The 13,794-nt window shown below is 62.9% G+C and carries 15 protein-coding genes; 14 read left to right on the top strand and 1 reads right to left on the bottom strand.

The genetic code is table 11. The annotated features are described in order from the left end of the window. Position 1: 1 nt before the first annotated feature. From AB1555_00765 to queA, 10 genes are all read left to right on the top strand, one after another. Positions 2–652: a phosphatidylserine decarboxylase family protein gene (locus tag AB1555_00765; GenBank protein ID MEW6245226.1), complete on the top strand. Its 651-nt coding sequence runs from the start codon at positions 2–4 to the stop codon at positions 650–652. Beyond that, entirely contained in the window at positions 649–1,455 is an 807-nt protein-coding gene (gene pssA / locus AB1555_00760; protein MEW6245225.1) for a CDP-diacylglycerol--serine O-phosphatidyltransferase, read from the top strand. The genes AB1555_00765 and pssA overlap by 4 nt, the downstream gene beginning before the upstream one ends. A 392-nt stretch (positions 1,456–1,847) precedes the next feature. After that, the gene (locus AB1555_00755) at positions 1,848–3,395 is read left to right on the top strand and encodes a 2-isopropylmalate synthase (protein ID MEW6245224.1); all 1,548 of its coding nucleotides are present in this window, start codon (positions 1,848–1,850) and stop codon (positions 3,393–3,395) included. A 168-nt stretch (positions 3,396–3,563) separates the two neighbouring features. Beyond that, a complete protein-coding gene (locus AB1555_00750) occupies positions 3,564–3,926 on the top strand; it encodes a cupin domain-containing protein (GenBank protein ID MEW6245223.1) in 363 nt (120 codons plus the stop codon). 64 nt (positions 3,927–3,990) lie between these two features. After that, positions 3,991–5,061, top strand: coding sequence for a 3-isopropylmalate dehydrogenase (leuB, locus tag AB1555_00745; GenBank protein ID MEW6245222.1), 1,071 nt, complete (start codon positions 3,991–3,993; stop codon positions 5,059–5,061). Between the two features lie 17 nt (positions 5,062–5,078). Beyond that, a complete protein-coding gene (locus AB1555_00740; protein ID MEW6245221.1) occupies positions 5,079–6,299 on the top strand; it encodes an NHL repeat-containing protein in 1,221 nt (406 codons plus the stop codon). Positions 6,300–6,334: 35 nt separating this feature from the next. Next, positions 6,335–7,348 (top strand): aspartate-semialdehyde dehydrogenase, encoded by a 1,014-nt coding sequence (locus AB1555_00735; protein ID MEW6245220.1) that lies wholly within the window; start codon positions 6,335–6,337, stop codon positions 7,346–7,348. A gap of 6 nt (positions 7,349–7,354) precedes the next feature. Beyond that, positions 7,355–7,609, top strand: a complete 255-nt coding sequence (locus AB1555_00730; GenBank protein MEW6245219.1) for a DUF2905 domain-containing protein — start codon at positions 7,355–7,357, stop codon at positions 7,607–7,609. Beyond that, entirely contained in the window at positions 7,606–8,832 is a 1,227-nt protein-coding gene (locus AB1555_00725; GenBank protein ID MEW6245218.1) for a SpoIID/LytB domain-containing protein, read from the top strand. Before AB1555_00730 ends, AB1555_00725 begins: the two co-directional genes overlap by 4 nt. Then, positions 8,832–9,851, top strand: a complete 1,020-nt coding sequence (gene queA, locus AB1555_00720) for a tRNA preQ1(34) S-adenosylmethionine ribosyltransferase-isomerase QueA (GenBank protein ID MEW6245217.1) — start codon at positions 8,832–8,834, stop codon at positions 9,849–9,851. Before AB1555_00725 ends, queA begins: the two co-directional genes overlap by 1 nt. Before the next feature lie 60 nt (positions 9,852–9,911). Here the strand turns inward: queA and AB1555_00715 are convergent, their stop codons facing one another. Next, positions 9,912–10,610, bottom strand: a complete 699-nt coding sequence (locus tag AB1555_00715; GenBank protein MEW6245216.1) for a SurA N-terminal domain-containing protein — start codon at positions 10,608–10,610, stop codon at positions 9,912–9,914. Positions 10,611–10,829: 219 nt separating this feature from the next. Between AB1555_00715 and AB1555_00710 the strand changes: the two genes are divergently transcribed. Genes AB1555_00710 through AB1555_00695 form a run of 4 tightly spaced genes read left to right on the top strand, consistent with a single transcriptional unit; the run spans position 10,830 to position 13,788 of the window. Next, the gene (locus AB1555_00710; protein ID MEW6245215.1) at positions 10,830–11,288 is read left to right on the top strand and encodes an RDD family protein; all 459 of its coding nucleotides are present in this window, start codon (positions 10,830–10,832) and stop codon (positions 11,286–11,288) included. 58 nt (positions 11,289–11,346) lie between these two features. Beyond that, positions 11,347–12,396, top strand: a complete 1,050-nt coding sequence (locus AB1555_00705; GenBank protein MEW6245214.1) for a rod shape-determining protein — start codon at positions 11,347–11,349, stop codon at positions 12,394–12,396. A 13-nt stretch (positions 12,397–12,409) separates the two neighbouring features. Then, entirely contained in the window at positions 12,410–13,300 is an 891-nt protein-coding gene (gene mreC, locus AB1555_00700) for a rod shape-determining protein MreC (GenBank protein MEW6245213.1), read from the top strand. Then, on the top strand, positions 13,297–13,788 hold the full coding sequence (locus AB1555_00695) for a hypothetical protein (protein MEW6245212.1): 492 nt from the start codon (positions 13,297–13,299) through the stop codon (positions 13,786–13,788). The genes mreC and AB1555_00695 overlap by 4 nt, the downstream gene beginning before the upstream one ends. Positions 13,789–13,794: the final 6 nt, after the last annotated feature.

The raw sequence follows: 13,794 nt of genomic DNA, 5'->3' as shown, positions 1-13,794 counted from the left end.
CATGGCTGATCGCGCCGCCGGCATGCCGATAGTCCAAGACGGAATTCCCTTTGTGGGAACGGCGGGCGGTCTTACACTCGCCTGTGGGTGGCTGGGTTGGCCGGTCGGCGCGGCGGTGTTCAGCGCGCTCACGCTCTTTACCGCGTGGTTCTTCCGGAACCCCCGGCGCACGATCCCGCAAGAACCGGGGCTGATCGTCGCTCCGGGAGACGGCAAGATCATCGCCATCGACGAAGAGTACGAGCCGCGATTCCTCAAGGAACGGAGCATCCGGCTGAGCATTTTTCTCAATATCTTCGATGTCCACGTCAACCGGATTCCCTGCGAGGGAACGGTCGAAGACGTGGTCTATCAGCCGGGCCGCTTCGTGGCCGCCAACCGGCCGGACGCCGGGTTGAGGAACGAACAGAACGCGCTCATGCTCAGGACCGCCGGCGGCGCGAAGGTGCTCTGCGTGCAAGTGGCGGGCTTGATCGCGCGCCGCATCGTGTGCTGGGTGTCTCCGGGCGAGGTGGTCCGGCGCGGGGAACGGTTCGGATTGATCCGGTTCGGCTCGCGGATGGACACGTTTCTGCCGGTGGGCACCGCGCTGCGCGTGGCTGTGGGCGACCGGGTCAAAGGCGGCGAGACCGTCTTGGGAGAACTCCGATGAAAGGAACCGGATTCCGCGGGGCGCTCGCGAAGTATGGCAAGCGGCGGCGCGCCGTCAATTTGATCCCGAACCTGTTCACGACCGGGAACCTCTGTTGCGGCGTGTTTGCCATTCTCGCGGTCTTTAACGCCAACTATATCGCGGCAGCGGTCGCGATCCTGGTGGCGATGGTGTTCGATGTCTTGGACGGCAAGTCGGCGCGGTTGACGAACAGCACGAGCCAGTTCGGCCTGGAGTACGATTCGCTCGCCGACGTGGTGTCGTTCGGGGTGGCGCCGGGTCTGTTGATCTATTCGTGGGCGCTCAGCGGGCAGGGCATGTTCGGGGCGGCGGTGATGTTCGCCTATGTGGCCCTCGGGGCCGTTCGCCTGGCTCGGTTCAACTCGACCGTCGCCAACACCGACAGCAAATACTTTACGGGTCTGGCCATTCCGGCCGCAGCCGGGGTGGTCGCCTCACTGGTCATCTTCGACCATCACATCGTCCGGATGGGCGCCGAGGTCAAGCCATTGCTGATCCTGATCATCACGCTGACGCTGGCGTTTCTCATGGTCAGCACGATCAAGTATCGCAGCTTCAAGGATCTGAAGTTCAGAGGCGGCCGCCACTTCAATTACCTGGTCTGGGTGATCCTCGGGCTCATGCTGGTGATGGCTTGGCCTCAGGTCATGTTATTTGTTATCTTTGCCGCGTACGCGGTGTCGGGGCCGGTCGAGCGCGGCTTCGGATGGCTGGCGAAGGCGTTCGGAAAGCGCGGCGGCCAGGCCAAGGCCGATTTGGCGCTGTTGGACAGAAAAGAATAACGGCGACGACGAGGAGTAGTAGGCGATCCGCACGGAATCGAGAGAGTTGGTGGCCGGTGCGAACCAACCCGTGATTCGCCGAACTCGCCTCCGAGCCGGGCCCGTGAACGGGCGCCCATTGCGGTTCACATGACTCGCAAGAGGCGTCCTGGGTAGCGGACCCCGCCTCACCCACGAGACGGGTGCAATGAAGGGCGACCGACCTGTGACCTTCGAGCCGGTCGCTGAATCAGGGTGGTACCACGGAGCGCGTGAAGCCTTCGTCCCTGAAAACGGGATGGAGGCTTTTGTTTTTTCCGAGCGAAACGCGCCGGCGGATAGCGCGTAGCCAATAGCTCCGGAGCGATGGGCTGCTCGCTGTCGGCTGCTCGCTCAAGGAGAGGGGTGCCGACATGACACGGATGATTCGGATTTTCGACACGACGTTGCGGGACGGCGAACAGTCGCCGGGAGCCAGCATGAACGTGGAAGAAAAAGTGATGATCGCCAAGCAACTGGCCCGGTTGGGGGTGGACATCATCGAAGCCGGCTTCGCGTACAGTTCTCCCGGCGATTTCGAAGCGGTGCGGCGGATCGCCCAGGAAGTCGAAGGGCCCATCATCTGCAGTCTCGCGCGGGCGAGGCCCGAGGACATCGACCGCGCGTGGGAGGCCCTGAAAGGCGCGCCCAAGGTCCGCATCCATACGTTTCTCTCGACCTCGGACATCCATTTGAAATACCAGTTCAGGATGACGCGGGAGGAAGCGAAAAAACGGGCCGTCGAAATGGTCCGGCGCGCGCGGGGCTACGTGGACGACGTGGAGTTCTCGCCGATGGACGCCAGCCGGTCCGATCCGTCCTATTTGTACGAAGTCTTGGAAGCGGTGATCGAGGCGGGGGCCGGCACGATCAACATTCCCGACACGGTGGGCTACGCGGTCCCGCAGGAGTTCGGCAAGCTCATTCGCGGGATCAGGGCAAAGGTGCCGAACAGCTCGAAGGCGGTGATCTCCGTCCACTGCCACAACGATCTGGGGTTGGCGGTGGCCAACAGTTTGGCCGCCGTGCTGGAGGGCGCCGGACAAGTCGAGTGCACCATCAACGGCATCGGCGAGCGGGCCGGCAACACCGCGCTGGAAGAGATCGTCATGGGCTTGCGGACGCGCAAGGACTTCTACGGCGCCGACACCGGGATCAACACAGAGGAGATCTCCAAGACAAGCCGCCTGGTCAGCAAAATCACCGGTATGGTGGTCCAGCCGAACAAAGCGATCGTTGGGGCCAATGCCTTCGCGCACACGTCCGGCATTCATCAGGACGGGTTGCTGAAGGAGAAGACCACCTACGAGATCATGCGGCCGGAATCCATCGGTCTGGTGGACAGCAAACTGGTCATGGGCAAGTTGTCGGGCCGGCATGCCTTCCGGCAACGGCTGGAGGAACTCGGGTACACGTTGACGGAGGAGGAGATCAACCGCGCCTTCGATCGGTTCAAGCGTCTGGCCGATCAGAAGAAAGAGATTTACGAGGAAGACCTCGAAGTGATCGTCTCCGAGGAGATCGCGAAGATCTGGGAGCGGGTGGCGCTCAAATGGCTGCACGTCGAGAGCGGCACCGACAAGATTCCGACCGCCACGGTCGAGTTGGAAATCGACGGCCGCCTGGTCAAACAAACGGGCACCGGGGACGGGCCGGTCGATGCCGTCTATCGGACCATCGCGGCGATGACGCAGACCAAGAGCCGACTGCTGATGTATGCGGTCAAGGCCATCACCGGCGGGACGGACGCGCAGGGCGAAGTCTCGGTGCGGCTCGAAGAAGGAGGGCGCACCGTGTCGGGGCATGGGGCCGACACGGATATCATCGTGGCGTCCGCACGGGCGTACCTGAATGCCTTGAACAAGCTCGCGTTCTGGGCGTCCAAACAGGCCGATGGCGCGCAGAAGGTGAGCTTGATTTGAGCGGGCGGCACGGGATAGAGTGACCGCCCTTGATTAACAATAGCGAGTAGCCTGCAGCGAACAGCCATCAGCCGCACATTCACTACCATCGAAGGCGAGGAGCCAATCGCACGGGGAGCGCCTTGCGCTCATGAGGACTGCGACGGGGATGGGCCAACGAGGGCGCGCGTGCTGAAGACGAGCCTGAACGAATGCCCGGAGTTTCTGGCCGGTGATCAGACCTGGCTGCGGGAACTGCTGCATCCGGCCAAGACGCCGCTGGCCCTCCGGTACAGCCTGGCGCACGGCAAACTGGAGCCGGGCAAACGGTCGAAGTGGCACCGGCTGGCGTCGTCGGAGGTGTATTACTTTCTCGCCGGCCGGGGCGTCTTCACGGTCGGCGACCGATCGGTGCCGGTGGAGCCCGGGTCGGTCGTGTACGTGCCGCCCGGGGGCAAACAGTCGCTGCAGAATGACGGCGCCGTGCCCATCGAGTTCCTGTGTCTCGTGGACCCGGCCTGGCGTCCGCAGGACGAGGAAGTGCTGGAATAATAGCTGGGCGAGAGGCGAAGGGGCACGCGGCGATGAGGAAGGGGCTCAAAAAGAGGAGGAATCGTTGAGAGCGAGGATTGCGGTGTTGGCCGGCGACGGCGTCGGCCGGGAGATCGTGCCCGAAGCGGTCAAAGTGCTCAAAGCCGTCGCGGAACGGTACGGACATACGTTCGAATTCGTCGCCGGGGACATCGGCGGGCAGGCGATCGACAAAGTCGGCGTCCCGCTGCCGCAAGAGAGCCTGGCATTGGCGAAGCACAGCGATGCCGTGCTGCTCGGGGCGGTGGGCGGTCCCAAGTGGGAAGGGCTCGAGTACAGTCTCCGTCCGGAACGAGCGCTGTTGGGGCTGCGGGAGCAGCTCGGCCTGTTCGCCAATCTGCGTCCGGCAAAACTCTATCCGATGCTGGCCGACGCGTCGACGCTGAAGCGGGAGGTCATCGAGGGCATCGACCTGCTCGTTGTTCGGGAGTTGACCGGAGGGATTTATTTCGGCAAACCGAAAGGCATCGAAAAAATTCCCGGCGGCGAGCGGGGCGTCAACACCGAGGTCTATACGACGGAAGAGATCGCACGCATCGCCAGGATCGCGTTCGCCGCGGCGCGCAAACGGCGTAAGAAGGTCACGTCGGTGGACAAGGCGAACGTATTGGAGTCGTCCGAGTTGTGGCGGCGCGTGGTCACGGAGGTTCACCAAGCCTATCCGGATGTGGAGCTGACGCACATGTACGTCGACAACTGCGCCATGCAGTTGATCCGGAACCCGAAGCAGTTCGACGTGCTGCTCTGCAACAACATGTTCGGCGATATCCTGAGCGACGAGGCGGCCATGCTGACCGGCTCCATCGGCATGCTTCCGTCGGCCAGCCTCGGCGCCCATGCCGGCCTCTATGAGCCCATTCACGGCAGCGCGCCGGATATCGCCGGGAAGAACATCGCCAATCCCATCGCGACCATCGCGTCGGCGGCGATGATGCTCTCCTACACGTTCAATCTGGACAAGGAAGCGGAAGCGATCGAGCAGGCCATCGTCAAGACGCTGGATCTGGGCTATCGGACCAAGGACATCGCCGGTCCGGGGGCCAGGATCGTGGGAACGGCTGAAATGGGGGACGCGATTGCGCGCAATCTCGTGTAGCGTTCGAGGATAGGGTCGTGTTGGTTTCAGCGAAACCGGGAACGATTCACACGATCGCCGGCACGGGCGAACCTGACTACTTCGGAGACGGGACGCAGGCGACGGCGGCGTGCCTCAACGAGCCCAAGAGCGTCGCGGTGGACGGGCGCGGGCATGTGTATATCGCCGATTCGGAGAACCACATCATCCGGAAAGTGGATCTCGCCACCGGCATCATCACGACCGTTGCGGGAAGGCGGGAGGGACCGACTTCCACCGCGGGTGATCGACGAAGTCTCTCTCCGGCGCATCCGTCCGCAGCCGACGACGATCCCTTGGGGACTCCGGATCGATCCGATCCCGAGCGGTTCGCGCAACTGGCGGATCTCAGCGGGACAGTGCGGTTTGTCACCGGCGTCGCGTCCGGCAAGGGGCGATTCGCGGGCGACGGCGGCCCGGCGACCGAGGCGCTCTTGAATTTCCCTTCGGCCGTCGCGGTGGATGGGCAAGGCAATCTCTACATCGCGGACACGATGAATCACCGGATTCGCCGTGTGGATGGGATGACCGGGGTGATCACCACCGTCGCCGGCACGGGACAACCTCGGTTCTCCGGCGACGGCGGGCCTGCCGTCGCCGCGGCGTTGAACGAACCCTCCGCCGTGGTCGTGGACCGCAAAGGGCGCTTGTACATCGCCGACCAAAGCAACCATCGGGTCCGCGTCGTCGATCTGGAAACGGGAATCATTCGAACCATCGCAGGCACGGGAACTGCCGCCTACGACGGAGACGGGGAAAGGGGGATTCACGCCTGCTTGGCGGGTCCGAGCGGGCTGGCCTTGGGTCCGGAAGAGGAACTCTATGTCGCCGATACCTTTAACGGGCGGATTCGAAAGATCGACCCGGTCACGGGTCTGATCGGCACCGTCCTCGGCGACGGCGGCCAGTATCGATATCAGGGTGAGACGGACGCGCCTTCGATGAGCCTGTCCCGTCCCTATGGCATTGCCGTCGATCGACAGGGTAACATTCTGGTGACCGATTCCGACAGCCACCTGATCCGAAGATGGGATCGGGGGAGAAGCATCGTGACGCGAATCGCCGGCACGGGAGTCGCCCGCTTTTCAGGAGACGGGGGGCCGGCTGAGGAGGCCTGCCTGAATTATCCCTTTGGGGTCGCTGTCGACGGCTGGGGGACGATCTTCGTCGCGGACACGTTCAACCACCGGATTCGTGCGGTTGTGGCAAAACAGGCGTGACATGTGACGCATAACGGGCCAGAGGAGCGGAGAGGATGCTGACGAAGAAAGCAGCGTATCGCGTGGCCGTGGTCGGGGCGACCGGCGCGGTCGGGGCCGAGATGATCGAGGTGCTGGAAGCGCGCAAGTTTCCGGTCGAGAGTCTCTTGCCCCTGGCCTCAGCCCGGTCGGCCGGCGGAACCGTGTCGTTCCGCGGCGAAGAGATTCCCGTCAACGTGCTGAGCAAGGACTCCTTCGAAGGCGTCGACATCGCGCTGTTCTCGGCCGGGAGTGACGTGAGCCGGGAGTTCGCCCCGCTCGCCGCACAAGCCGGCGCGGTGGTGATCGATAACAGCGCGGCCTGGCGGATGGAGCCGGACGTGCCTTTGGTGGTCCCGGAAGTCAATCGGTCCGATGTGTTCGGTCACAAGGGCATCATTGCCAATCCGAACTGCTCGACGATCCAAATGGTCGTCGCCCTGAAGCCGCTCCACGACTGCGCGCGGATCAGACGGATCGTGGTCACCACCTTCCAATCCGTGTCCGGCACGGGGAAGGAGGCGATGGACGAACTGATAGAGGAAACGCGAGACCTGCTCAGCTTCAAGGAAGCGCGTCCCAAGGTCTATCCCTATCAGATCGCGTTCAACTGCCTGCCGCACATCGACGAGTTCCTTCCTTCCGGGTACACGAAGGAAGAGGTGAAGCTGCTGAACGAGACGCGGAAGATCATGGGTGATCCGTCGATCCGGGTGACGGCGACGACCGTGCGCGTGCCGGTCTATGTCGGACATTCGGAGGCCGTCAACATCGAGACGGAGCGGAAGCTGACCGCCAACGAAGCGCGGGCGATTCTGTCCACCGCGCCGGGCGTGCAACTGTACGACGATCCGCAGCGGAAGATTTACCCTATGCCGCTGGATGTGGCCGGCAAGGACGAGGTCTACGTCGGCCGGATCCGCGAGGACGAATCGATCCCCAACGGCCTGAACCTCTGGGTGGTGGCCGATAATCTGAGAAAGGGCGCCGCGCTGAACGCGGTCCAGATCGCCGAATGTCTGATACAATAATAAGCCATGCCCGACTGGAGTCCGATAGGCAAGCTCTTGATCGCGCTGGGGCTGGGCATCGCGCTCATCGGCCTGTTGCTCACCCTGTTGGACAAGCTGCCCGGTTTAGGCGAAACGTTCGGTTGGTTCGGTAAGCTGCCCGGCGATATCGCGATCAGGCGCGACCGCTTCAGTTTCTACTTTCCGATTGCGACCAGCATTCTCCTCAGCGTCGTTTTGAGTCTGCTCTTGACTCTCCTCTCGTGGCTGTTCAGGCGATGAAACTCGTGACAGCGATGTTGGCGGGATTGTGCGCCTGGCAGTGGGCGGGACCGCCGTGCGGCGTGCCGGCTGCCGCGGCGGACTCCGTCCGCGTGCTGCTCTCGCAGGACGCCCAGCGGATTGACCTGCGGGCCGGCGACCGCCTGACCCTCCTGCTCTCGAACGGAGAACAACGAGCGGTGCGGCCGCCGATTTCGTTCACGGCGGTCGGCGGCTCGATCGCGCTGAACGGAGAGAAAACGCCCGCCGATGGGCTCGTTGTCCGGGCGTCGAGCGGGCACCTTGCCCTCGTGATCGCCGCGGGGCCCTCGAGCGGACTGTCGGTCAACGCGAACGGCGTCCCACCTGGATCGGACATGACGACGACGCTGGAGGTCGCCGGGCAGGTGTCCGTGTTGCGCCGGGGCAAAGGGCTCATGATCGTCAACGAGCTGGATCTGGAAGAATATGTCAAAGGAGTCGTTCCTTCGGAAGTCAACGCGGCCTGGCATCCGGAGGTGCTGAAGGCGCAGGCGGTCGCTGCGCGCACGTACGCGCTCTACCAACGGATGGTGAGCGCCGGCCGTGATTATGATCTGGTCGCCGGCACCCAGGATCAGGTGTATCGGGGACGGCACGGCATCGATGGCCGGATCGAGCAGGCGGTCGAAGAGACGCGCGGGCTCGTCGTGACGTATCAGCAGGCGCCGATCTATGCGGCTTTTTCCTCCACCGCCGCGGGACTCACCGAGGATGCGCTCAACGTCTGGTCGAAGGATTTGCCTTATTTAAAAGGCGTGGAGTGTCCGTTCGACGTCAACTCGCCCTACTATCGGTGGCGGGCCTCGTTCAAGCTGGAAACCCTGGAGCGGAATCTCCGGCAACAGGGGATTGCGGTCGGCACGATCGTGACGCTGGCGCCCGCCTCCTACAGCCGGGCCGGTCGGGTGACGAAACTCCGGGTCCTGCACTCCGGGGGAGAACTGTATCTGCGCGGCGAGGACCTGCGCCGCGTCATCGGGTACGCGGCGATTCCCAGCACGCAGTTCGATCTGGACGTTATAGGCCCGGACGTGGTCGTGTCCGGGTATGGGGCAGGCCATGCCGTCGGGCTGTGCCAATGGGGCGCGAAGGAACTGGCCGAGCTCGGCTATTCCTTTGCGACGATCCTGGGCTATTACTATCCGGGGACTGAACTCCAGTCCGCTTCGTTGGTGAGGCCGCCATCCGTTCCCGGCCCGTGATGTTGCTTTCCGAATTCGACTTCCCCTTCGATTCGAGTCTCATCGCGTCGAAACCCGTCGAACCTCGCGACCAGGCTCGCCTCCTGATTGTGGACCGAGGGGCCGGTCGTTTCTTCCATCGACGGGTCCTGGATCTGCCTTCCTTGCTGAGGTCCGGAGACCTCGTCGTCGTCAACGATACCAAAGTGATGGCGGCGCGTCTGAGCGGCCGCAAGCAACCGGGCGGCAGACGGGTGGACGTGCTGTTCGTCAAGGAGCTGGGAGGAGGCATCTGGGAGGTCCTGCTGAAGGGGAGATTTCGGCCGGGGGATGCGATCGAGTTGGCCTCACAGGCCCGCGCAGTCGTCGTGGATCGCAGCGAGTCTCGAACGACCGTGCGCGTCGAATCACCCCAGCCGTTTCAGGAAGTCATGCGGGAGATCGGGTGCATGCCTCTCCCCCCCTATATCAAGCGCGCGCCGACGGACGCGGACCGGGCTTGGTATCAGACCGTGTTCGCTCGTGAGGAGGGCGCCATTGCCGCGCCGACCGCCGGGCTGCATTTTACCGAGCGGCTGCTCGCGTCTCTTCGCGATCGCGGCGTGACGCTCGCGTGCGTCACCTTGCATGTCGGGCCGGCCACGTTCAAACCCGTGACCGTCGACCGTATTGAGGAACATCGCATGGGCGCCGAATGGATCGAGGTGTCGGTAGAAACGGCGGAATTGGTTCGCCGGATGAAAGCGGCCGGCGGTCGAGTGGTGGCGGTGGGGACCACCGTCGTGCGCGCGTTGGAATCGGCCACCGATCCGAACGGGAACATCCGGCCCTTTCGAGGCGAAACCGAGTTGTATATCGTCCCCGGCTATCGCTTCCGAGCCGTCGACGTCCTGATGACCAACTTTCATCTTCCTCGGACGACCCTGCTCATGCTGGTGTCCGCCTTCGGCGGACACGAACGCATGCGGGCCGCCTATCAGGAGGCGATCAATGAACGGTATCGGTTGTATAGCTACGGAGATGCGATGCTGATACTCTGAGCGGATAGCTGATAGCGAATAGCTGGTAGCTGTAAGCTGCTCGCTCCTTGCTACCTGCTGTTAGAGCAGTTCTTTGTGAATCTTGATCGGAACCCGGGTCTTGAGCGCTTCGGCATAGGCCATCAGCGCGCGCTGCTGTTTCTGAAACAAAAAGTCCTGGTAAATACGCTGGGTGGCTGTTGGATTCTTGCCCGCGTCCGCAGCCGTTTGCCGCGCGACGAGGGCTTGGGCTTCCGAGATCTCCGCGGGCGTCAGGGCGACCGCGTCCCTGATGATCATTCTGGCTTTCTCGCCGAGAATCTCTTTCGTCTGCGCCGCTTCGAAAATCGACGGCGTCAAGCGGTTCGCGGCCAGGAGCCGGCGGTAGAGGTCCGGATCGAACACGCCGTTCCGCTGAAACTCCGGACGCTGCAGAATGTCCTCCCGTAAATCCTCGGGGGTCACGGCCAGCCCCATTTCGTTCGCCGCGACCAACCAGAGCCGGTTTTCGATCAATTGCTCCAGCACGAACTGCTTGAGCGTCTCTTCTTTGAAGTCGCCCTGCACTTTGTCCTTGTAGAAGCGATAGGTGTTTTCATAGGCGCGCCGGTACTCGTCGCGGGTGATCGTCAGATCGCCGACCGAGGCGACGATATTGCCCTGCGACTCGCCGAATCCCCACCAGCCCATCGTGATGATGAATGCGACCGCCAGGATGCCCATGATCGATTTCAGCAACCAGGGATAATTGTGGGCGGCGTCTCGCATCAATTTGATCATATCCGGTCTCCTCGTTGACTCTGCGCGGATTCTACTCAGCCGTCACGCGCAAAGGCAAGCGACGGGAGCGCGGAGGCCGCGCGAGGACATGCGATTCGGCCGCGACTTGCCTATGGACCGCCTCCGTCGTCCGTCGGTGGGCATGCGTGTGGATCGTCTGTTTGTTTGTGCTGCATGACCCAATTTGTTATACTTGTCCACTAATTGCGAGGAGGTCAGTTGGCGGAGGAAGTCGCCGGGGTCAGTCCGTCGAATGTCGGTGTCTATCCCAAGGCGCACGTCCTCAACCGGTTCATTGCGAAGCTGATCGATCTTCTCATCGTCGCCGCTGCGGACAAGGTCGTTCCTCCGGTCGGTTTCCTCGCTGGGCTCGCCTATGCCTTGGTTGCCGATGGGTTCGCCGGCGGTCGTAGTGTCGGCAAGCGGTTGATCGGTCTCGAAACGATTGTCCCGCACACGCGTGAAGCGGCCGGCTTCAAGGAATCCATTATCCGCAACCTGCCCTTCGCCGCGGCTCTATTGCTGTTTCAGATCCCCTATGTGGGATGGGTGGGTTCGCTCGCCGTTGTGTCCTTCGAAGCGCTGCTCGTGATCGGCAACGACCGGGGACTTCGCCTCGGAGACGAAGTGGCCCATACCCAGGTGCTGGACGCCGGTCGGCTGGATCTGCCCGAATGAACGGAACGGCGGCGTAACCGTGCGGAACGCACAGGATTGAGAGGAAGGGAGACAAACTGTGGGACTCTCTGGCGATGTCTTCGGCTGGTTCTCGAACGATCTCGCGATCGACCTGGGCACTGCGACGACCCTGGTTTACGTGCATGGGAAGGGGATTGTACTGAACGAGCCCTCCGTCGTCGCCGTGGAGAAGAAGAGTGAAAAGGTCCTCGCAGTCGGGGCCGAAGCGAAAAAAATGCTCGGGCGCACCCCCGGCAACATCACCGCCATCCGACCCATGAAGGAAGGCGTGATTGCCGACTTCGAGATGGCCGAACAGATGCTCAAGTATTTCATCCGCAAGGCCCACAACCGGAGCGCCTTCGTCAGGCCGCGGATCATCATCGGCGTGCCGTCCCGCATCACTCAGGTGGAGCAGCGGGCCGTGAGGGATTCCGCCGAACTGGCCGGCGCGCGGGAAGTCTATTTGATCGAGGAGCCGGTCGCCGCCGCCATTGGAGCCGGTCTGCCCATCACCGAACCGTCGGGCAACATGGTCGTGGACGTCGGCGGCGGGACAACCGATATCGCCGTGATCTCGCTGGGCGGCATCGTGTACAGCGAGTCCGTGAAAGTGGCCGGCGACCGCATGGACGAAGCGATCATGAATTACATCAAGAAGAAGTACAACCTCCTCATCGGGGAGCATATGGCCGAGCGCATCAAAGTGGAAATCGGATCGGCCTATCCGTTCGAGGAGCGCAAGACGATGATGATCAAGGGGCGCGATCTGATTTCCGGCATCCCCCGCACGCTCGTGGTGGACGACGCCGAGATCAGGGAAGCCTTGCAGGAACCTATCGGGACGATCGTCAATGCCATCAAAGTCGCGCTGGAGAATACGCCTCCGGAGCTGGCCGGTGACATCATCGATCGCGGCATTGTGTTGACCGGAGGAGGGTCTCTGCTGAAGGGGATGGACACGCGGTTCCGGGAGGAAACCAATTTGCCCATCATCACCGTGGATGATCCGTTGACGTCCGTGGTGCTGGGCGTGGGAAAGATCCTCGACGAGCTCGATCTCCTTCGCAAGGTGTCCGTCATGTCGCAGTGCAGCAGCCTCCGGTAAGGTTCCATCCCTGATGTGGATGGCCATTTTTCGTTCGACATACGGCACGAGACGGCTGGCCATCGTTCTGTTCGCCCTCCTGCTCTCCATTCTTTTTTTGCTCCCCGGCCAGATTCACATGCTGTTGCAATACCTCGGCGGACCGGTCGGGCAGGTGCTCGGCGTGCCGCTTGCGGCTTTTTCGGCGGTGGATCGGGGCCTTACCGAACTGTGGGACGGCTACGTGGCGTTGCAGCATGTGCGCGAGGAGAACGAGGCGCTGCGGAAAGAGATCGAGGAGTTGAGGGGGCAGAACAGTCAGCTTCGGGAAGCCGCGGCTGCGACGCAGCGCCTGGCTGCGTTGCTGGAATTCAAACGGAAGGGCGCGCCGCATACGCTGGCCGCCCAGGTAATCGGCCGCGATGCGACCAACTGGTATCGCGCGGTGTTGCTGAACAAGGGGGAGGCCGACGGCGTCAGGCCGGAGATGGGGGTGATCACGCCGGCCGGAGTGGTGGGGCGGGTGGTCAAGACGACGAACTCCTCCTCGGTCGTGCTGCTCATCACCGATCCGAACAACGCCATCCCCGGCCTTATTCAGCGCACCAGGGACGAAGGCATTGTGGAAGGCACCGCCGAAGGCGGCGCCAGACTGAAGTACATTCCGTTGCTCTCGACCGTGCGGGCCGGGGATCGCGTCGTGACGTCGGGGTTGACGGGGGGCTTTCCGCGCGGCCTCATGATCGGCGCCGTCACGAGCATTGAAAAAGAGGAAGGGGCGCTCTTCCAGTCCGCCGAGATTCTTCCCGAGGTGGATGTCTCGAAGCTGGAGGAAGTCTTGGTCATCATGGCACCGTACGGCGACAACGATGCGAGCGCGGAAGGCCTGCTGCCGTCTCGGCCCGCCGCAAAGGGAACACCATGAAAGCGGCGCTGTACGGAGCGTTTCTGCTGGCGCTTGTGCCGATGCAGGCGACGATTCTGCATTACCTCGGCCCGGGCGGGGTTCGGCCAGACCTGGTGCTCGTCTCGGTCTGTTTAATCGGGTTCTTTCGCGGAGAGCTGGAAGGGTTCCTGGCGGGTCTGTTGTTGGGGTTCGCGCAGGATCTGCTCTCCGCCGGGGACTGGTGGTTCAACCTGGCGACAAAAAGCGCAATCGGTCTGCTGGCCGGATTGGCCGGGCGTCAGGTCGCGCATGTCACGACCGTCGTGATGCTGGCCGGTCTTTTTATCATCTCCTGCTGCTCGGGTGTGCTCTTTCTGCTTCTGGCGCAGACCGGCGGCTGGGCCGGTGTGGGACTGGCGGTTCGCTCCGTCCTTGTTCCGCAGGCCGTCTTCGATGCGCTGCTCGGCGCGGGAGTGTATTGGGTGCTGGAAGAGCGGGTTCGAGACCGGTGGGTGCTGGCCGAGTAACCCCGA

The organism is Nitrospirota bacterium, from assembly GCA_040755395.1.
GTDB lineage: Bacteria > Nitrospirota > Nitrospiria > Nitrospirales > Nitrospiraceae > DATLZU01.
This window is presented reverse-complemented; position numbering and strand designations above follow the sequence as displayed.

Excerpts from the sequence above, each read along its gene's own strand:
- queA (MEW6245217.1), top strand. The coding sequence starts at position 8,832 with ATGTTGCTTTCCGAATTCGACTTCCCCTTCGATTCGAGTCTCATCGCG.
- AB1555_00715 (MEW6245216.1), bottom strand. The coding sequence starts at position 10,610 with ATGATCAAATTGATGCGAGACGCCGCCCACAATTATCCCTGGTTGCTG.
- AB1555_00730 (MEW6245219.1), top strand. The coding sequence starts at position 7,355 with ATGCCCGACTGGAGTCCGATAGGCAAGCTCTTGATCGCGCTGGGGCTG.
- AB1555_00735 (MEW6245220.1), top strand. The coding sequence starts at position 6,335 with ATGCTGACGAAGAAAGCAGCGTATCGCGTGGCCGTGGTCGGGGCGACC.
- AB1555_00695 (MEW6245212.1), top strand. The coding sequence starts at position 13,297 with ATGAAAGCGGCGCTGTACGGAGCGTTTCTGCTGGCGCTTGTGCCGATG.
- AB1555_00725 (MEW6245218.1), top strand. The coding sequence starts at position 7,606 with ATGAAACTCGTGACAGCGATGTTGGCGGGATTGTGCGCCTGGCAGTGG.
- pssA (MEW6245225.1), top strand. The coding sequence starts at position 649 with ATGAAAGGAACCGGATTCCGCGGGGCGCTCGCGAAGTATGGCAAGCGG.
- AB1555_00755 (MEW6245224.1), top strand. The coding sequence starts at position 1,848 with ATGACACGGATGATTCGGATTTTCGACACGACGTTGCGGGACGGCGAA.
- mreC (MEW6245213.1), top strand. The coding sequence starts at position 12,410 with ATGTGGATGGCCATTTTTCGTTCGACATACGGCACGAGACGGCTGGCC.
- AB1555_00765 (MEW6245226.1), top strand. The coding sequence starts at position 2 with ATGGCTGATCGCGCCGCCGGCATGCCGATAGTCCAAGACGGAATTCCC.